The following is a 19073-nucleotide window of genomic DNA, read 5'->3' as shown; positions in this document are numbered from 1 at the left end:
TCGACTGTAGGAAGAGCGGCGCGTACCCGCCCGTCGAGCGGCCTGCCCGGATCCCCGGCGGGGGCGGGACCTGCGGTTTCCGATAGCCTCACCACTGTGACGCAACAGCAGGGCTCGCATCGCTTCGAGCGGGGCACGGACGGTCCCAAGGTCATCCTCGTCGGCGTGGACGGCTCCGACTCCTCGCTGCGCGCCGCGGCCTATGCAGGTGGCCTGGCCCGACGGCAGCACGCGCTGCTCGCGGTGGTCTACGTCCAGCCCGTGATGGCGGCGGGGGCGGCGCTCGGGGTGCCGGTCGCGGAGACGACCGACGAGATCGCCGAGGACCTGGTCCAGTACATCCGCGACGCGACCGAGCGGGTGAAGGGCATATTCGAGGTGCGCTGGGAGTTCCACACCTTCCGCGGCGACCCCTACAACGGACTGGTCACCGCGGCGGACGAGCTCAAGGCGGACGCCGTGGTGGTCGGCGCCTCCGAGCAGGCGGGACACCGGATCATCGGCTCGGTGGCGATCCGGCTGGTGAAGGCCGGGCGCTGGCCGGTCACGGTCGTGCCGTAGACCGGCCGACGAGCGCCCGGGTTCCCGCCGGCGCGACGGCTACTGGCCCATGACGAGCCCGTCCTGGGCCGCGCCCCGGCTCAGGACGACGCCCCGGATCCGGTCGCGTACACCGCCGACCCCGGCCCCTTGGTCCAGGGCGGCGTTGAGGTTGACGACGCGACCGGCGTCGAGGTCGTAGGCCTGCGGGATGAACTCGGCCTTCGTCACCTTCCAGCGCCCGCCCCGGTGCGCGGGCGGGGCGAAGGTGAACCGCCCGATGGTGCTCTCGTTGCCGCGCGGGTCCAGGACGCCCTGGTAGTTGTACATCTCGCCGGCGACCTGGTCCCCCATACCGTAGATCACCCAGGTGCCGTTGACCTTCTCGTACGCCTGCGGGACGTGCGCGTGGGTGCCGAGGATCAGGTCGATGTCGGGCCTCCCGTTGGTCACGGAGGCGGTCAGCTCCTTGCTCAGCCGCAGCTGCTGCTCGTTCGGCGCGTCCTGCCATTCGGTGCCCCAGTGCAGGGATACGACGACGACGTCGGCGCCCGCCTTCCGGGCGGCGCGGGCGTCCGCGATGATCCTGACCGGATCGATCAGGTTGACGGCCCAGGGCTGCCCCATCGGGAGCGGCAACCCGTTCGTGTCGTAGGTATACGCGAGATGGGCGACCTTGGCGTCGCCCGCGCGCAACATGGTGACGCTGTTCGCCTCGTCCGCCGTGCGCGCCGATCCCGCGTGCCGCACGCCCACCCGGTCGAAGGCTTCCAGGGTGCGCCGAATGCCGGCGGCGCCGTCGTCCAGGCTGTGGTTCGAGGCGGTGGAGCAGGCGTCGTAGCCGGTCGCGGCGAGCGCCACGGCCACCTGCGGCGGGGACCTGAACGTCGGGTAGCCGGTGTAGTGGCCGTCCGCGCCGTACACGGACTCCATGTGACAGATCGCCAGATCGGCACCGGACACGACGGGCATGACCGCCGCGAACATCGGCCGGAAGTCGTACCCGTGACCTCCGGCGTCGAAGTTCGCCCGCTCGATGACCGAGGTGTGCGGCAGCACGTCGCCGGAGGCGACGAGGGTGAACCCGGGTGGGACGGAGGGGGCCGGGGCCGCGGGGAGTCCGCTCTGCGGGGCATGTGTGGCCGGGGTCTGCTGCGCCTGGCAGCCCACGGTGGCCGCGATGAGTACAGCCGCGAGGGCCGCGGTGCTCTGTCGCCTGCGTGTGGTCATCAGCCTCGTCCCGACGCGGTCATATCTACCCATGAAGTGACACGAATCCACGTACGAGGGCGGCCAAGAGTCAAGGAGCCACACACACTGCTAGCCCGTCCGGCGCCCGCGGACGAGCTCGTCAGGGCGAACGGGGTCTCGGGGCGGAGCCCCCGGCGGGGCTCGCCGAACCGTTCGGCGCACCGTTCACCGACGGCTTCGACCGCCCACCGCACAACCGTGCCCCGCCCCTGTCCCCGTGGGGCGGCACCCGCTGGCATACACGCCATGACGGCCGGAACCATCACCATCACCCGCGGAACGACCGCCGAGCACGAGCTGGCCGCGCTGCAGCGCGAGCACGGCCGCCCCCTCTTCGCGCTGCTGCTGCGCCTGTCCGACGGCGACCGGCAACGCGCCGAGGACCTGGTGCAGGAGACCTTCGTACGCGCCTGGCAGCATCCCGAGGCGCTGCGTGCCGACGACTTCGACTCCGTACGCCCCTGGCTGCTCACCGTCGGACGGCGGCTCGCGATCGACGCGCGGCGGGCCCGCCAGGCACGGCCCGCGGAGGTCGGGGACGCGGTGCTGGAGAGTGCGCGTGTCTGCGCCGATCACGCCGAACGGTCCGCGGCGACGCTCGATGTACGGGAGGCTGTGAAGACTCTCACTCCCGAGCACCGTGAAGTCCTGGTGCAGGTGTACTTCCAGGGGGCGAGTGTGGCGGAGGCCGCCGCGGCGCTCGGAATTCCGCCCGGTACCGTGAAGTCCCGCGCGTACTACGCGCTCCGCGCCCTGCGCCGGGTTCTTCCGGGATATGCGGCCGACCTGCGGTGAAACCGAAGGCCGAGTCAAACCTCCGTAAAGCGCCTGCCGAGGACCATGGTTGAGTATTCCGCTTGTCCTCATCCGTGTTCCGGACTGAGAGCCCGGGGTCGGGCGACGCGCACGCACACCGGAGGAAGGCAGGAAGGGATGCTGCACAGAGGTCAAGAGAGCACGGACGGCACCGGCGGTGGGGAACTCACCGTCCCCATGGCGTGGTTGTACGCCGAGTACATCGCCGACGAACTGCTGCGGACCGGCGACCTGATGCCGCCCACGTCCTTCGAGTTCCGCGCCGGACGCGACGCGCTGGCGCTGACCATCTTCCTCTCCGACAGTGGCGGTGAACTCTCCGGGATCCGGGTCGTCACACAGCTGGAGATGTGGCTTTCGCTGACGGCGTACGACCAGCCGTGGCAGGACTGGGTGCGCGAGCGGATGGCGGGGCTCGCGGCGGAGGCGGTCGAATCCGGTGCTCCCGCACCGGACTTGGAGCTGGCGTCGGCGGCCTGGCGCTGGCTGGAGGAGACCGAGCTGCTCGCCCCCGACCTGGACGCGGTGCCTGGTGGCGGGCCTGTGCCGGGCGAGGACGACGGTCCGAAGGTGTGGACGCCGGCCTGGCGGCTGGGGCTGCCGCTGGGGCATCTGGCGATCCACCTGTTCTGACCACCCTGTCCGACCACACGGTCGGGCAAATTTTTCGTGCTCGTACCAATCCGCGGGCCCTCGTGCTCCGAATGTCTTGGCCGCTATTCCGGACGGGGCTTGAGTGATTCGACGGTCTGGTGCGTACCGGTGGGCAACAGCAACACCACCCCACCCCGCACCATCGCCACAAGGATTCGGTATTCGGTATGAGGTCCCTGGAACGGCATCGTGACGTCGGCGCCTACGCGCTCGGCGTGCTGGACGAGGCGGAGGCTTTCCGCTTCGAGGACCACCTCATGGAGTGCCGTAGCTGCACGGCGTACGTGAGTGAGTTCCGGCCCGCAGCACGGCAGTTGATGTTGTACCGACGAGCCACACCGCGCTCCGTGCACCCCTTCGCCGCCCCCGGGCCCCGGCTTCTGGACCGGCTGCTCGGCGAGGTGGCGACACGGCACAGGACCGGGCGCAGGCGCTTCCTGTACGCGGTGGCGGCCTCCGTGGTGTTCGCGGCGGGCGGGCCCGCGATCGCGATGGTCACCGCGCAGGGTCACCAGTCGGCCCCGGTCGCCGCGACGGACGCGAAGACCGGTGTATGGGCCCAGGTCACCGCTGAGGACCGGGACTGGGGCAGCGAGGTCGACGTCAAGGTCAAGGACGCCGGGGGCCCTCGCCCCTGTCAGCTCGTCGTGGTCGGCAAGGACGGCTCGGAGCAGACGGTGGCGACCTGGATGGTGCCCCCGCACGACGGCAAGGCCATCAGCGTCCGGGGCGGTGCCGCGCTCCGGTCCGCGGAGATCAGCCGGTTCGAGGTGCGCACGACGGACGGCAAGCACCTGGTGACGCTCAAGTCCCGCTGATCGGCTACTTGAGAAGGCGGGACATCCGGCGGTCCGCCAGCGGCTTGCCGCCCGTCTGGCAGGTCGGGCAGTACTGCAGCGCGGAGTCGCTGAAGGAGACCTCGCGGATGGTGTCGCCGCACACCGGACAGGGCTCGCCCGCCCTGCCGTGCACCCGCAGTCCGCTCTTCTTCTCCGCCTTCAGACGTCCGGCGGCCAGTCCGCGGGAGCGCTCGACGGCCTCGGTGAGCGTGGAGCGCAGCGCCTCGTACAGGCGTCGTGTCTCCTCGGGTCTCAGCGAGGAGGCGAGCTTGAAGGGCGACATCTTGGCGGCGTGCAGGATCTCGTCGCTGTACGCGTTGCCCACACCCGCGATCAGGCTCTGGTCGCGCAACGCGCCCTTGAGCTGTCGCCGCTCGCCCTTCAGCAACTCGGCGAACCGCACCTCGTCGAAGTCGTCCGCGAGCGGGTCGGGGCCGAGCCGGGCCACGCCGGGGATCTGCGCCGGGTCGCGCACCACGTACACGGCGAGCCGCTTCTGGGTGCCGGCCTCGGTGAGGTCGAAGCCCTCGCCGGTCTCCAGCACGACCCGCAGCGCGAGCGGGCCCTTGCCCGGGCGCAACAAGAAGGGGTCGCGCGCAGCGCGTCGGTGAGGGGTGGTGGTCGGGCGACGGGCGGGACCGTCGGGCAGCGTGTCCTTCCAGTGCAGCCAGCCCGCACGGGCCAGGTGCGTCACGAAGTGCAGGCCGTCCGCCTCGATGTCGAGGAACTTGCCGTGCCGGTGCACGGCTGTCACCTCGCGCCCCTCGAAGGCGGTGACGGGCGGGTCGTACGTTTTGAGGACACTGATCGCGACGGGCAGCACGCGCACGACCTCACGGCCGACGAGATGGTCGGCCAGAAAGTCCTTGAGCGCTTCGACCTCGGGCAGTTCCGGCATACGTCCAGAGTGCCATCCGCCACCGACAACACCGGGCGAACGAGCTCAGTTCCGTTCCGGAACGATGAACTCGCACCACACGCACTTGCCGCCGCCGCGGGCCTCGACGCCCCAGACGTCGGCCAGCCGGTCGACGAGGAGGAGGCCGCGGCCCGAGACGCCGGACTCGCCGGCCTCGCGGCGGCGCGGCAGGGCGCTGGAGGAGTCCTCGATCTCGGCACGCAGTCTGCGGTCGGGGCCGGCGAGGACGCGCAGGGTGACGATGGCAGAGCCCTCGGTGTGCATCAGGGCGTTGGTGATCAGTTCGTCGGCGACCAGCTCGATCTCGTCGGAGCGCTCGCGGGCACCCCAGGCGCGGACGGCGGCGCGGATCATGTGGCGGGCCTCGGTGAGCGCCTCGGGGTCGCCGGGCGCCACATGCTGCTGGAGCCGGCCGCCGGGCTGCTGGGTGGTGGGGACGCGGCGGCGCAGGACCAGCAGCGCCACGTCGTCGTCGCCGCCGCGCTCCTCGGCCACGTCGATGAGCCGCTCGACGAGGTCGGTGACGTCCTCCGGGCCCGAGCCGATGAGCTCCGTGAGGGTGTGCATACCTTCGTCGAGGTCGATGCCCGGCTGCTCGACGAGACCGTCGGTGAACAGCAGCAGGCACTGGCCCGGGTCGAGTTCGACGGTGTCGACCGGATATTCGAGGCGGCCGAACTCGGCGGACAGGCCGAGCGGCAGGCCCCCGTCGACGGCGAGCCGATGGCAGCTTCCGTCGGTCCCCCGGATCAGCGGGTCGATATGGCCGGCCCGGACGAGCTGGACGACTCCGGTCGACAGGTCGGCCTCCGCGTACAGACAGGTCGCGAAGCGGTCGGTGTCGAGTTCGTGCAGGAAGACCGAGGCGCGGGCCATCACGGTCGCGGGGGTGTGGCCCTCGGCGGCGTAGGCACGCAGCACGATGCGCAGCTGGCCCATGACGGCGGCGGCGTGTGTGTCGTGGCCCTGGACGTCGCCGATGACGGCGCCGACGCGGCCGCCGGGCAGCGGGATCACGTCGTACCAGTCGCCGCCGATGTCCCGGCCGAGGGAGGCGGAGCGATAGCGGACGGCGATGTCGGCGCCGGGCACGCTGGGGATGGAGCGCGGCAGCATGGCCTGCTGGAGGCCCTGGGCGAGGTCCTTCTCCTGCTCGTAGAACATGGCCCGTTGCAGGCTCTGCGCGATGCTGCTGCCGAGCGCGACGAGGACGTTGCGCTCGTCCGACGAGAAGCCGTGCCGGTCGTTGTAGAGCAGGCCGATCGCGCCGATGGGTCTGGCCTGCACGATGAGCGGCAGATACGCGGCCGACGTGATCTTCAGATCGGTGATGTTCGGCCACAGCAGGGGGTACGACTCGGCGAACTCCTCCGGCGACTCGATGAAGTGCGGCGCGAGGGTCCGTACGACCTCGTTCATCGGGTACTGCGCGTCGATGCGCGTGACCCGGGTGCCGGGCACGTAGCTGTCCGAGGGGCCCGCGGCGACCATACGGATGCGGCCGGCCTCCACCAGGCCCATGACCAGGCTCTTCGCCCCGAGGTGGGTGAGGCCGTGGGTGTCCTCCAGGACGTCGATGACGTCCTGGACGGTGCGGGCGTGCGCGAGGGCCGCCGTGGTGATCTGGACGACGTTGGTCTGCTGGCGCCGGGCCTCGTCCTGCGCGGCCTGATCACGGCGCGCCGCGCTCTCGCCCAGCTCCTCGGTGGCATCGCGGACGATGCCGATGATCCGGCGCGGGCGGCCGGTCTCGTCGCGGCGGATGTAGCCCTGGGTGTGGGTCCAGCGCAGGGAGCCGTCGCGGCGGCGGACGCGGAAGTAGGCGCCGTAGTTCTCGCTGCCGTCCTTGATGGCCTGAGACACCACGGAGTCGAGTCTGCGGCCCTCCATCGGGGACACGCGGATCCCCAGGCTCTCCGGGTGGCCGTCGTATTCGTCGGGGCGCATGTCGAAGATCTCGTGGGCCTGGGCGTCCATGTGGAACAGACCGGCGTCCAGGTCCCAGTCGAAGCTGCCCATGCGGTTGAGCGCCAGGATCGGATCCGGGTGGGCGGGCCAGTCGTCCGGGAGTGACAGGGCGCTCGCACCCCGATCAACCATGGAGCCACCTTGCCAGGATTTGCTCGATTGTTCGACTTCTGGGGGAGCCCGTCTCCGGGCTCCCCGGCCGAGCCGGAGCTCAGCTGTCGAAGACGTCGGTCGGGGCGTCGAAGATGCTGTCCGACGTGGGCGGGTCGTCGGGGATCAGACCGCCGCCGTCGGGGACGTCGGGGCTGTCCGGAACGGTGTCGGGGCCGATGTCCTCGCCCGAGGTGTTCGATGTGTCCGGCTCACTCGACGGGGCCGGCGACGAGGGCTCGTCCGACGCGGACCGGCCGGGGGAGGTCGTGCCGGGCTCCGGAGCGGTGCTCCGGTCCGACGGGGACTCGCTCGGCGGAGTCCGGTCCGAAGGGGGCTGTGTACTCCCGGGCTCCGTGGTCGGCGGGGCCGTGACGGTGGCCGTCGGGCACTTCGGGGGCTCTGCCGCCCGGTCCGCCGGGTCCGTCGGCTCGTCCGCCGGGTCCATCGATTCGTCCGTCGGGGACTCGAGCTTCGCCGTGTCGGACAGCGCGGAGTCGGAGTCGGGGGTCTCGCCCGGGACGCTCTCGGTCGGTCCCGGCATGTCGGTCACCGTCTCGGTGGGCGTGATGCAGTCGGACTCCGATGCGTGGGGCCGCGGGCTCTCGTCGTGCGGGGCGGTGCCGGCCGAGTGGTCCGGCCTCGGGCGCTGCGTCTGCGTCTTCGTCCAGTCGTCGGCCGGCGGAACGACGTGGTCGTGGTGGCCGTCGTCGCCGATCCTGCGCTCGATCCAGGTGTTGTCGACGATGTTGATGATCGTGATGTTGGTGATCACGATGGGCGCCGGGGTCACCACGACGACCTGGGCGGGCCGGTATCCGTCCCAGGCCCGCCCCTGGGTGCCCGGGTTCCCCTCCAGCGCGGAGGGCGGGTTCAGAGGGTTGCCGCAGGCGCAGCGGACGCGGGGCACGCCCCGGTTGTCGACGAGGACGGCGGTGCCCGCCTGGAGCACGGACTGGTAGCTGGTCGCCTGTCCCTTGCTGAACCCATGGTTCGTGACCCGCGTGTCGGCGCGCAGCACCACCGAGGTCAGTCCGCGCAGGAAGTCCGGTACGGAGGCCTGGGAGATCCCCGAGGCCTGGGCGAAGGCACGCGCCTTGCTCCGGTCCGCGGCGAGGAACCCGATCTGCTTCTCGACGTCGCAGCTCCCGGTGTTCTGGGTGCCGCCGTAGAGGCCCGGCGTGGAGCCCGAGAGGGAGCGCTCGCCCTGGCCGCCGGAGGCGGCGCCGGTGGACGCCGGTTGCGGCATTCGGGTGACGGGTGGCGGGGTCGCGGAGGAGTCGGTGAAGGGGTGGGGACCCTGGGCCGCGACGGGCTGGAGGAAGACCTCGCTGCCGGATCCGCCGGATGCCACCTTGTCCTTCTGGTTGTCGCCGCCGCACCCGGCGACAACGAGCGTCGCCGAGAGTGCGCAGGCCGTGACGAGGGTTCTGGTGGGTATGTGCACCGCGTTCTCCCGTTCCTGCCGGGCCATGCGTTGACCCCCCGCCGATTTCGCCCACCATTGTCTGCGTCACTCACTTGGCTCACGCAAGCGGAGGCAGTCACCCAGCGTCACAATGGAAGGGAGAGGAGCACTCGACGTGCAGTGGTTCGTCGCCCCCGAGTACTGGCTGAGCCGGCTGGTCTTCCAGCGGGCGCTGGCCGTCGTGTACCTCGTCGCGTTCCTTGGCGCGGCGGTGCAGTTCCGCGCGCTGATCGGGGAGCGCGGGATGCTCCCGGTCCCCCGTTTCGTGGAGCGCGTGGCGTTCCGTCACGCACCGAGCGTGTTCCACTGGCACTACTCGGACCGCTTCTACGCGGCCTGGACCTGGACGGGCTGCGCGGTGTCGGTGGCGTTGATCGCGGGCCTGGACTCGCAACTGCCGCTCTGGGGCGGGATGTTGCTGTGGCTCGTCCCCTGGGCGATGTATCTGTCGGTCGTCAACGTCGGCCAGACGTGGTACTCGTTCGGCTGGGAGTCCCTGCTGCTGGAGGTGGGTTTCCTCGCGGTCTTCCTCGGCAACGACGAGGTGGCCCCACCGGTCGTCTTCCTCTTCCTGCTGCGCTGGGTGCTGTTCCGGGTGGAGTTCGGCGCCGGGCTGATCAAGATGCGGGGCGACGCCTGCTGGCGGGAGCTGACCTGCCTGTACTACCACCATGAGACACAGCCGATGCCGGGCCCGCTGAGCTGGTTCTTCCACCATCTGCCCAAGCCGTTCCACCGGGCCGAGGTGGCCGCCAACCACGTCACCCAACTCGTCGTCCCCGTCCTGCTGTTCACCCCGCAGCCGATCGCGACGGCCGCCGCCTCGCTGATGATCCTCACCCAGCTGTGGCTGGTCCTGTCCGGCAACTTCTCCTGGCTGAACTGGATCACCATCGTGCTGGCCCTGTCGGCGGTCGAGTTCCCCACCACTGCCCCGCACGTGGCCGGAACACCCCTCTGGTACGAGGTCGTGGTTCTCGCGGTGGCCACGGGCCTGGTGGCCCTCAGTTACCGCCCGGTGCGCAATCTGTTCTCCCGGCGCCAGGTCATGAACCGCTCCTTCGACCCGCTCCATCTGGTCAACACCTACGGGGCGTTCGGCAGCATCAGCCGGGTGCGGTACGAGGTGATCGTCGAGGGCACGGCGGACGGCCTCCCGCGCGAGGATGCGGAGTGGCGGGAGTACGAGTTCAAGGGCAAGCCGGGTGATCCACGGCATTGGCCGCGCCAGTTCGCTCCGTACCATCTGCGGCTCGACTGGCTGATGTGGTTCGCGGCGCTCTCCCCCGCCTACGCCGGTGACTGGTTCGCGGGTCTCGTGGAGCGGCTCCTGGAGAACGACCGCGACACGCTGCGACTGCTGCGCCGCTCCCCGTTCCCGGCCGACGCCCCGCCCCGCTATGTCCGTGCCCGCCTCTTCCGCTACCGGTACACGACCTGGCGCGAGCTGCGGGAGACGGGCGCGTGCTGGCACCGGACGTACGTACGCGACTTCCTGCCGCCGACACGGCTGGAGACGGAGGCCGAGCGTCGTGTCCGGTACTAGACGGTTCCCTCCCCCTGCCGCACCACAGCCATCCCCGGACCGGAGGCGTGCGGAGTGACCCGGTGCACGCGTCGCCCAGGGCATGCCGCCACCACCGTGTGCTGCACGGCAGGGGCGGCGGGGAGCCTAGGGTCAGATGGCGTAGACGCGGGTGGCGGTGCCCCCGAAGATCTCGGCGCGCTCGCCGCCGCTCAGCTCGACGACCAGCCCGGCCGCGATGTCACCGACTCCGGAGTACGTGGCCGCCAGCGTGCACACCGGCCAGTCGGAGCCGTACATCAGGCGGTTCGGGCCGAAGGCGTCCAGCACGGTGTCCGCGTAGGGGCGCAGCTCGGCCGGCGGATACGTCCCCTCCGGCCAGGACCTCCAGTTCGCCTCCGTCACCAGGCCCGAGAGCTTGCCCACCGTGTTGGGGAGCGCGGCCAGCGCCCGGACGTCCGATGCCCACGGTTCGAGTTCGCCCGACGCGATGGGCGGCTTGCCCAAGTGGTCCAGAACGAACGTGAGTTCCGGCAGAGCCTCGGCCGCCTTGACGCAGGCGGGGAGCTGGTGGGGCAGCACGACCAGGTCGTAGACCAGCCCGGCCCCGGCGACCGCCGCGAGTCCGCGCCGGACGTCCGGACGCAGCAGCCACTCGGGGTCTGGCTCGCCCTGCACCTGGTGGCGGATGCCCTTGAGGTACTGGCCGCCCGCCATCTCGCGCAGCCGCGCCAGTTCGTCGGCGGCATCCGGGCGGGTCAGGTCGGTCCACCCCACGACCCCCGCCACCAGTTCGCTCTCTTCCGCGAGGGCGAGGAACTCCGGGGTCTCCTCGGCCACGGTGATCGTCTGCACCAGGACCGTGCGGTCGAACCCGGCGGCCCGCGCCTGCGGTTCGAGCTCCGCGAGGGTGAAGTTCCGCCGCAGGGGCTGGAGTTCGGGTCCGGTGATCCAGTCCTGGTCGCGGACGGAGAGGTCCCACACATGGTGGTGCGCGTCCACGTTCACGGCAGCTCCCACACGACGGGCAGCCCTGCGCCGGCACCCTCACCGGAGTAGTCGTGGACGACGTCGAGGAGTTCGGCCATGCGGGCCTGCCAGGCGATGTTGACCGGCAGCTTCTCCAGTTCGGCGAGCATCCGCGCGTAGTCCTCGCACTCCAGGACATGGAACAGATCGGTGCCGCTGCGCCAGATCGTCCAGGAGGTGGCTCCGGCGGCCCTGATGGCCGCGGTGAGCTCTTCGGGGACCTCGCGGTGAGCGGTCTCGTACTCGGCGACGCGGTCCGCGCGGACCGTGGTGTGCAGCGCGACTCTCATGACGGCTCCTGTCCGGGTACGGGAGCGGCGGAGGGCAGCAGACCTTCCGCACGCAGTTCGTCCCAGAACTCCAGGGGTACCGGCGTCGCGAACTGCTCCGCGCAGTCGCGGACTTCGTGCGGGGAACGCGCACCCACCAGGACGCTCGCCACGGCCGGATGCGCGGCGGGGAAGGCCAGCGCGGCGGCGCGCAGGGTGCTGCCGTGCCGCTCGGCGATGGCTTTGAGGCGCAGAGCGCGTTCCAGCAACTCACCCGACGCCGTCATGTAGTTGTACGTCGCGCCCGGTCTCGGATCCGCCAGCAGCCCGGAGTTGAAGGCGCCGCCGATGACGACGGACGTGCCGCGCTCCTGGGCGGCGGGCAGCAGGTCGGTGAGCGCACGGTGGTCGAGCAGGGTGTACCGCCCCGCGCACAGCACCACGTCGACGTCCGTGTCGCGGACGAAGCGGGTGAGCATCCCGGTCTGGTTCATGCCCGCGCCGATCGCCCCGATCACGCCCTCCGAGCGCAGCTTCTCCAGGGCGGGGTAGCCCTCTCGGAAGGCCTGCTCGGCGTGGTCGTCCGGGTCGTGCAGATAGACGACGTCCACGTGGTCGAGGCCGAGCCGTTCGAGGCTGGCGTCCAGACCGCGTCGTACGCCGTCCGCGCTGAAGTCCCAGACGCGGCGGTGTGTGGCGGGTACGGCGAAGCCGTCGGCCAGGTCGTCGCCGTCCGCGTCCGTGGGCTCCAGGAGGCGGCCCACCTTCGTGGACACGGTGTACTCGGCGCGGGGCCGCTGGCGCAGGGCCGCGCCCAGGCGCCGCTCGGAGAGGCCGATGCCGTAGTGCGGCGCGGTGTCGAAATAGCGCATGCCTCCGGCCCAGGCAGCGTCGACCGCCTCGTACGCCTGCTCGTCGCTCACCGAGGTGAACAGGTTGCCGATACCCGCGGCGCCGAAGGACAGCTCGCTGACCTCGACGCCGCTTCTCCCGAGCGTGCTCACTGGCCCACCGGGCGCAGTCGCAGCCCCTGCATGCCGCCGTCGACGGCGAGTGCCGTGCCGGTGGTGGCGCCGGAGAGCGGGCTCGCCAAGTAGGCGACGGCGCCCGCGACTTCGGCTGCCGAGACCAGCCGGCCGGAGGGCTGGCGGGCCTCCAGCGCGGCCCGTTCGGCGACCGGGTCGTCGGCGGCGTCGAGCAGCCGGGCGATCCACGGGGTGTCCGCCGTACCGGGGTTCACGCAGTTGACGCGGACGCCCTCGCGGAGGTGGTCGGCGGCCATGGCGAGGGTGAGGGAGAGGACGGCGCCCTTGGACGCGGAGTACAGGGCGCGCTGGGGCAGGCCCGCGGTGGCGGCGATGGAGCAGGTGTTCACGATGGCCGCGTGCGCGGATTCCCGCAGATGGGGCAGGGCGGCCCGGGTCGTACGGACCATGCCGAGGACGTTGACGTCCAGGACCCGGTGCCACTGCTCGTCGTTGTTGTCCTCGACGGTTCCCTGGGCGCCGATGCCCGCGTTGTTGATCAGTACGTCGAGTCCTCCGAGGTCGGCGACCGCCGCGGCCACGGCCTGCCGTACGGACGCGTCGTCGGTGACGTCGGCGCGATAGCCGAGCAGCGGCTTCTCGACCGACGACGGGTCCAGGTCGAGGACGGCTACCTGGGCACCGCGCGCGGCGAGCAGGTCGGCGGTGGCCCGGCCGAGGCCGGAGGCGCCGCCCGTCACCAGCGCCCGGAGGCCGGCGAAGTCCTGAGGGTCCGTCATACTGCTGCGCCCTTCTTGTCGTTGAGCTTCTGCTGTGCCAGGTCGGCGGCCCAGAAGGTGCCGCCGGGGTAGGTGAACTCGGCGATGGACCCGGGCCGCATGGCGGCCGAGAAGCCCGGCGCGGCGGGTGCCGTGTAGTGACCCTCGCGGATCACGACCGGGTCGAGGAAGTGGTCGTGCAGATGGTCGACGTATTCGATGACCCGGTCCTCGGTGGTGCCGGAGAGCGCCACGAAGTCGAACATCGAGAGGTGCTGGACGAGTTCGCACAGGCCGACGCCGCCGGCGTGCGGGCAGACGGGCACCCCGAACTTGGCCGCGAGCAGCAGGATGGCGAGGTTCTCGTTGACACCGCCGACACGGGCCGCGTCGATCTGGAGGACGTCGATGGCACCGGCCTGGAGGAGCTGCTTGAAGATGATGCGGTTCTGGACGTGCTCGCCGGTGGCGACCTTGACGGGGGCGACGGCCTTGCGGATGGCGGCATGGCCGAGGACGTCGTCGGGGCTGGTCGGCTCCTCGATCCAGTAGGGCTGGAACTCGGCGAGCGCCTTGGTCCAGGTGATCGCCTCGTCGACGTTCCAGCGCTGGTTGGCGTCGATCGCGATGCGGATGTCCGGGCCGACCACGGAGCGGGCGACCCGGCAGCGGCGTACGTCGTCCGCGAGGTCCGCGCCCACCTTCAGCTTGATCTGTGTGAACCCGTCGGCGACGGCCTCCGCGGCCAGCCGTGTGAGCTTCTCGTCGCTGTAGCCGAGCCAGCCGGGCGAGGTGGTGTAGGCGGGGAAGCCCCGCTCGACGAGCAGGGCCCTGCGGTCCTCGGCGCCTTCCCGCCCGCGCCGCAGCAGCTCCAGCGCCTCCTCCGGCGTGAGCGCGTCCGTGATGTAGCGGAAATCGACCTGGCGTACCAGCCATTCGGGCTCGGCGTCGGCGAGCAGCTGCCACAGCGGCTTGCGCGCGCGCTTGGCGGCCAGATCCCATACGGCGTTGACGACGGCGCCGATCGCCATGTGCATCACGCCCTTCTCGGGTCCGAGCCAGCGCAGCTGACTGTCGCCGATCAGGTCCCGGCCCAGGGAGCCCGGATCGGCGCACAGCTCGTCGACGGACCGTCCGACCACATGCCCGCGCAGCGCGTCGATCGCGGCGACCTGGACATCATTGCCCCGCCCGATGGTGAAGGTGAAGCCGTGCCCCTCGGCGCCGTCGGCCGCGTCGCTGCGCAGCACGACGTACGCCGCCGAGTAGTCGGGGTCCGGGTTCATCGCGTCGGAGCCGTCGAGCTCGCGCGAGGTGGGGAAACGGATGTCGTAGGTGTCGACCGCGGTGATGCGGGCGGGGGTCGGGGACACGGAAGGCCTTTCGATCGGTGGCAAGGGATCCTCGGACTCGGGGATCCGAGAAGTCAGTCCTGGGCGCGGCCTGTCGTCACGCGGGCGATCATCAGGGCGACCAGGATGATTCCGCCGTAGATGGCCTGGATCCAGAAGGACGGCACCTGGGCGAGCGTGAGCAGGTTCTGGACGACACCCAGGAGGAGTACGCCGGTGAGGGCGCCGAACATGGTGCCCTTGCCGCCGTCGAGGCTGATGCCGCCGATGACCGCGGCCGCCATCACCGTGAAGATCATGTTGTTGCCCTGGTTGGCGCTGATCGCACCGACATAGCCGGTCTGCATGATCCCGCCGACCGAGGCGAGCACGCCCGCGACGACGGACACCCCGAGCAGCACCCGGTCGACGCGGATGCCTGCCGCGCGGGCCGCTTCCGCGTTGCCGCCGATCGCGTACAGGGCGCGGCCGATCCGGTGGTACTTGAGAATCAGCCCGGCGACACCGAAGGCGACCGCGGCCAGCCACACCGACAGGGGGACGCGCAGGACGGTGGAGGTGGCCAGCGAGAAGAACGCGTCGGGCATGCCGAACAGCGTCTTGCCCTTGGTGGCGCCGACCAGCAGCCCGCGCAGGACGATCAGCATCGCGAGGGTGACGATGAAGGCGTTGAGCTTGAACTTCACGACGAGGATGCCGTTGAAGGCGCCGATGACTCCGCCCACGACGAGGATCGCGAGAAGGGCGAGCGCGGCCGGCCACTGGGTGCCCCAGCCGGACTGCGCGGCCGGCAGCACCAGCAGGGCGCCGATGGCGGGTGCGATGCCGACCACCGACTCCAGCGACAGATCGATCTTGCCGGTGATCAGCACCAGCGACTCGGCGAGGACCACCATCGCGAGCGCTGCCGAGGCGCCCAGGATGGAGATCAGGTTGCGTTCGGTGAGGAACGAGTCGTTGACGATCGCGCCGAGCACCATGAGCACCAACAGGGCCGGTACGAGGGCGAGTTCGCGGGCACGGCGGAGGAGTACGGCCTTGGCGGCGCGGGGGTCCGGAGTCCGCGGCGGGGTGAGCGGCGGGGCCTTGGTGTCAGCCATGGTCCACTCCTTCGATGGAGGCGATCAGCTCGTGGTCGTGCCAGCCCGCCGGGTGCTCGGCGACGACACGGCCGTGGAAGAGGACGAGGACACGGTCGCAGCGGCGCAGGTCGTCGAGTTCGTCGGAGACGACGAGCACGGCGGTGCCGTCCGCGCGGGCGCTGTCCATGCGGGCCAGCAGGGACTCCTTGGACTTCACGTCGACGCCCGCGGTGGGGTTGATGAGGACGAGCAGGCGCGGGTCCGAGGCGAGGGCGCGGGCCATGACGACCTTCTGCGCGTTGCCGCCGGAGAGGTCGGAGACAGGCTGCTCGGGTCCCTCGGTGTGGATGTCGAGGCGTTCGATCAGCTCGGTGGCGAAGCCGCGTCTGCGGTCGGTGCCGATGAAGCCGTAGCGGCCGAGGCGGCCCAGGACGCTCATGGTGGCGTTGTCTCCGATGCTCATCCCGGAGACGAGACCCTGGTCGTGCCGGTCGCGCGGAACACAGCCGACGCCCGCCTTGAGCGCGGCATGCACATCACCGAACGGCAGCGGCTGGCCGTCGAGTCGAGCGGTTCCGCCGGTCGGCGTGTGCAGTCCGGCGAACGACTCGGCCAGTTCGATCTTGCCGCTGCCACTGGATCCGGCGAGGCCGAGGACCTCGCCGCGGCGGACGGTGAGGTCGATGCCGTCGAACGCGTGCGAGGTCAGCCCCTGGACGTCGAGCATCACCGGGGCGCCGGCGGCCACGGACCGGCGCGTGTCCCCCTGTTCGGTGATCGACTCCCCCGCCATGGCCTCCACCAGTGCCGGGCGCGGGAGTTCGGCGACCGGCGCGGTGGTGATCCAGCGGGCGTCGCGGAGCACGGTGACCGTCTGGCACACCTCGTACACCTCCTGGAGGTGGTGCGAGATGAACAGGAAGGTGACGCCGGACTCCTGGAGCGCCCGCATGCGGGTGAAGAGCCGCTCGATCTCCCGGTTGTCGAGCTGCGCGGTCGGTTCGTCGAGGACGATGAAACGCGCGCCGAAGCTCAACGCCCGGGCGATCTCGACCATTTGGCGGTCCTCGACCTTGAGGTCTGCGGTCCGCGCCTCCGGGTCGACGTGCACGTCCCAGGTCTGAAGGACCTCCGCCGCCTCGGCCCGCAGCCGGCGCCAGCTGATGAAGCCGCCGCGCCCGACCGGCTGCCGGTTGATGAAGAGGTTCTCGGCGACCGTCAACTCCGGTACGACCGTGGGCTTTTGGTAGACGCAGGCCACCTTGCGGCGCCAGGCGTCGCGGTCCGCGAGCGGGGGTGCGGGCTCGCCGTCGAAGCGGACCGTGCCCTCGTCGGGGGCCTGGAGGCCGGTGAGGAGGGTGACGAGGGTGGACTTGCCCGCGCCGTTGCGCCCGACGAGGGCGTGCGACTCGCCCGGCAGGACGGTGAGTCGGCCGTCTTGGAGTGCGACGGTGGGGCCGTACCGCTTGGCCACGCCCCGCGCCTCCACCAGTGGGGTGCTCATGTGACCGTGTTGCCCCAGAGCTTGGGGTCGTCGACGTTGTCCTTGGTCACCAGCGGCGCGGGCAGCTGGTCCTCCAGGATGCCGCTGGGCAGCTTGACGATCTCGGAGTCGTGGTCGGTCGGGCCGGTCTTGAACGTCTTTCCCTGCATCGCGGCCTTGATGTAGTACATGCCGTACTTGGCGTACGCGTCGGCGGGCTGCGAGACGGTGGCGTCGATCTCACCCTTGCGGATGGCGTCGAACTCCTGCGGGATGCCGTCGTTCGAGACGATCGCTATATGGCCCGCCTGGCCCGTCTTCTTCAGCATCCCCTTGGACTTGAGGGTCTGGAGGGTGGGGGCGAGGTAGACGCCGCCCGCCTGCATGTAGATGCCCTTGATGTCGGGGTTGGCGTTCAGCAGGGTGTCCAGCTTGGAGGCCGCGGTGTCGGACTCCCACTTGGCGGGGATCTCCAGGACCTTCAGCTTCGGGTAGTTCTTCCGCACGCAGGTGCGGAACGCCTCGGAACGCTCACGGCCGTTGACGGACGCCAGGTCGCCCATGATCTGTACGACCTTGCCGGAGCTGATGTGCTTGCCGAGGTACTGGCAGGCCTTCTCGCCGTACGCGACGTTGTTGGCGCGTACGACCATGGCGACCTTGCCCTTCTCGGGCGCGACGTCGACGGCGACCACGGGGACGCCCTTGCGCTCGGCCTGGTCCAGTCCGGCGGCGATGGCGGCGCTGTCCAGGGGAGCCACGACCAGGCCCTTCACACCCTGGTTGAGCTGGTTGTTGATGTCGGTGATCTGCTGCGACGGGTCACTGTTGGAGTTGACGGTCTTGAGCGCGTCCACACCCTCGGACGTCGCCATCTTCGGGACGTAGTCGTTGTACGACTGCCAGAACGGCGAGGTCAGCAGGGGCAGGATCACCCCGACCTTGCCGGTGCCGCCCCCGCCGCCCGAGGCGGCGGTGTCCTTGGTGCTGCCGCACGCCGTGAGCGTGAGGGTCGCGCAGGCGGCCACAGCCACCGCGCTGAGGGAGATCCGCCTGTTTCGCAGGGTTCTGCCGGCCATCTAACAGCTCCTCATTGAGCGAGATCGAGCAGGTGACCGCATATTTATCAGACCACTTCGCCGCCGCAACACCCTCCGGGGCCAAATTTCCCTGCTTTCAAGCGATAGTGGTCCGACCACTCCGGTGGTTAGACTGCGGCGCACCCGGCGACAGGAGGAAACGGCGTGGACGAGTCCGCCCCGCAGAAGGGCACCGTGACGCAGCGCGCCATCGAGCGGATCACGGCGATGATCGGCGAGGGCCGGCTCGAGCCGGGCCAGCGGCTGCCGACCGAGCGTGATCTCGCCGCCCAGCTGGGCATCTCCCGCAGCTCGATGCGCGAGGCGATCCGTGCGCTCACGGTCATGGGCGTCCTGGAGGCGCGGCACGGATCGGGCATCTACGTCACGCAGTTGGAGGCCGGGGACCTCCTGGAGACCTTCGGTGTCGTGGCCGATCTGTCCCGGGGGCCGCGCCTGGTCGAGCTGCTGGAGATCCGCCGGATCCTGGAGTCGACAGCGACCGCGCTCGCCGCCGCCCGGATCTCGGCGGACGAGCTCGCCGAGGTCGAGAAACACCTCGCGGCGATGAACGCGACGGACGATCCGGAGGAGATCCTCGCCCACGACCTGGCCTTCCACCGCGCCATCGGGGCGGCGGCGGGCAACGAGACCATGGCGGCCATCCTGGAGGGCCTCTCGTCACGCACCTTCCGCGCCCGCGTCTGGCGCGGTTACCAGGAGGAGGGCGCCTTCGAGCGCACCCGGCGCGAGCACGCGGCGATCCACCGCGCGCTGGTGGCGCGCGATCCGGAGGCGGCACGGGCGGCGGCGGCCGCTCACGTGGGTGAGGTGGAGGAGTGGCTGCGGACCCAGCTCAAGCCGTAGTGGCTTGAGCTGGAACCCGCTTCATACGGGGGCGGAGC

General features: G+C 70.8%; 18 protein-coding genes. 6 read left to right on the top strand and 12 right to left on the bottom strand.

Annotation, left to right across the window (positions count from 1 at the left end; translation table 11 throughout):
* Positions 1–96: 96 nt before the first annotated feature.
* Positions 97–561, top strand: coding sequence for a universal stress protein (locus tag AB5J50_RS45490; protein ID WP_369264422.1), 465 nt, complete (start codon positions 97–99; stop codon positions 559–561).
* 39 nt (positions 562–600) lie between these two features.
* On the opposite strand, the gene AB5J50_RS45485 is transcribed toward AB5J50_RS45490, so the two are convergent.
* Positions 601–1770, bottom strand: coding sequence for a CapA family protein (locus tag AB5J50_RS45485; RefSeq protein ID WP_369264421.1), 1170 nt, complete (start codon positions 1768–1770; stop codon positions 601–603).
* Positions 1771–2037: 267 nt separating this feature from the next.
* Between AB5J50_RS45485 and AB5J50_RS45480 the strand changes: the two genes are divergently transcribed.
* The 3 genes from AB5J50_RS45480 (at position 2038) to AB5J50_RS45470 (ending at position 4079) form a co-directional block, all read left to right on the top strand.
* Positions 2038–2586, top strand: a complete 549-nt coding sequence (locus AB5J50_RS45480) for a sigma-70 family RNA polymerase sigma factor (protein WP_330309177.1) — start codon at positions 2038–2040, stop codon at positions 2584–2586.
* Between the two features lie 138 nt (positions 2587–2724).
* Positions 2725–3240 (top strand): hypothetical protein, encoded by a 516-nt coding sequence (locus AB5J50_RS45475; protein WP_369264420.1) that lies wholly within the window; start codon positions 2725–2727, stop codon positions 3238–3240.
* A 188-nt stretch (positions 3241–3428) separates the two neighbouring features.
* Positions 3429–4079: a zf-HC2 domain-containing protein gene (locus AB5J50_RS45470; protein WP_369264419.1), complete on the top strand. Its 651-nt coding sequence runs from the start codon at positions 3429–3431 to the stop codon at positions 4077–4079.
* 4 nt (positions 4080–4083) lie between these two features.
* On the opposite strand, the gene AB5J50_RS45465 is transcribed toward AB5J50_RS45470, so the two are convergent.
* From AB5J50_RS45465 to AB5J50_RS45455, 3 genes are all read right to left on the bottom strand, one after another.
* Positions 4084–4998 (bottom strand): Fpg/Nei family DNA glycosylase, encoded by a 915-nt coding sequence (locus AB5J50_RS45465; RefSeq protein ID WP_369264418.1) that lies wholly within the window; start codon positions 4996–4998, stop codon positions 4084–4086.
* 45 nt (positions 4999–5043) lie between these two features.
* The gene (locus AB5J50_RS45460; protein WP_369264417.1) at positions 5044–7119 is read right to left on the bottom strand and encodes a SpoIIE family protein phosphatase; all 2076 of its coding nucleotides are present in this window, start codon (positions 7117–7119) and stop codon (positions 5044–5046) included.
* 79 nt (positions 7120–7198) lie between these two features.
* Positions 7199–8611 carry a DUF6777 domain-containing protein gene (locus AB5J50_RS45455; RefSeq protein ID WP_369264416.1) on the bottom strand — a complete coding sequence of 471 codons (1413 nt, stop codon included), beginning with the start codon at positions 8609–8611 and terminating at the stop codon, positions 7199–7201.
* A gap of 109 nt (positions 8612–8720) precedes the next feature.
* Here AB5J50_RS45455 and AB5J50_RS45450 point away from each other — a divergent pair, with 109 nt between their 5' ends.
* Positions 8721–10151: a lipase maturation factor family protein gene (locus AB5J50_RS45450; protein ID WP_369264415.1), complete on the top strand. Its 1431-nt coding sequence runs from the start codon at positions 8721–8723 to the stop codon at positions 10149–10151.
* Positions 10152–10283: 132 nt separating this feature from the next.
* Here AB5J50_RS45450 and AB5J50_RS45445 read toward each other — a convergent pair whose 3' ends face one another.
* From AB5J50_RS45445 to AB5J50_RS45410, 8 genes are read right to left on the bottom strand one after another with little or no spacing between them, the layout of a single operon-like run.
* A complete protein-coding gene (locus tag AB5J50_RS45445) occupies positions 10284–11138 on the bottom strand; it encodes an amidohydrolase (protein ID WP_369264414.1) in 855 nt (284 codons plus the stop codon).
* Positions 11135–11449 (bottom strand): L-rhamnose mutarotase, encoded by a 315-nt coding sequence (locus AB5J50_RS45440; protein ID WP_327433840.1) that lies wholly within the window; start codon positions 11447–11449, stop codon positions 11135–11137. The genes AB5J50_RS45445 and AB5J50_RS45440 overlap by 4 nt, the downstream gene beginning before the upstream one ends.
* Positions 11446–12432, bottom strand: coding sequence for an aldo/keto reductase (locus AB5J50_RS45435; RefSeq protein ID WP_369264413.1), 987 nt, complete (start codon positions 12430–12432; stop codon positions 11446–11448). The genes AB5J50_RS45440 and AB5J50_RS45435 overlap by 4 nt, the downstream gene beginning before the upstream one ends.
* The gene (locus AB5J50_RS45430; protein ID WP_369264412.1) at positions 12429–13193 is read right to left on the bottom strand and encodes an SDR family NAD(P)-dependent oxidoreductase; all 765 of its coding nucleotides are present in this window, start codon (positions 13191–13193) and stop codon (positions 12429–12431) included. Before AB5J50_RS45430 ends, AB5J50_RS45435 begins: the two co-directional genes overlap by 4 nt.
* Positions 13190–14545: an L-fuconate dehydratase gene (locus AB5J50_RS45425; RefSeq protein WP_369264411.1), complete on the bottom strand. Its 1356-nt coding sequence runs from the start codon at positions 14543–14545 to the stop codon at positions 13190–13192. Before AB5J50_RS45425 ends, AB5J50_RS45430 begins: the two co-directional genes overlap by 4 nt.
* Before the next feature lie 53 nt (positions 14546–14598).
* Positions 14599–15624: an ABC transporter permease gene (locus AB5J50_RS45420; RefSeq protein ID WP_369264410.1), complete on the bottom strand. Its 1026-nt coding sequence runs from the start codon at positions 15622–15624 to the stop codon at positions 14599–14601.
* Positions 15617–17110, bottom strand: a complete 1494-nt coding sequence (locus AB5J50_RS45415; protein ID WP_369264409.1) for a sugar ABC transporter ATP-binding protein — start codon at positions 17108–17110, stop codon at positions 15617–15619. The genes AB5J50_RS45420 and AB5J50_RS45415 overlap by 8 nt, the downstream gene beginning before the upstream one ends.
* On the bottom strand, positions 17107–18168 hold the full coding sequence (locus tag AB5J50_RS45410; RefSeq protein WP_369264408.1) for a sugar ABC transporter substrate-binding protein: 1062 nt from the start codon (positions 18166–18168) through the stop codon (positions 17107–17109). The genes AB5J50_RS45415 and AB5J50_RS45410 overlap by 4 nt, the downstream gene beginning before the upstream one ends.
* 165 nt (positions 18169–18333) lie before the next feature.
* Between AB5J50_RS45410 and AB5J50_RS45405 the strand changes: the two genes are divergently transcribed.
* Positions 18334–19035, top strand: coding sequence for a FadR/GntR family transcriptional regulator (locus AB5J50_RS45405; protein WP_327433833.1), 702 nt, complete (start codon positions 18334–18336; stop codon positions 19033–19035).
* Positions 19036–19073: the final 38 nt, after the last annotated feature.

This window comes from Streptomyces sp. R35 (assembly GCF_041053035.1).
Classification (GTDB): domain Bacteria; phylum Actinomycetota; class Actinomycetes; order Streptomycetales; family Streptomycetaceae; genus Streptomyces; species Streptomyces lutosisoli.
The sequence above is the reverse complement of the archived record's forward strand: the minus strand, read 5'-3'. Positions and strand labels throughout refer to the sequence as shown.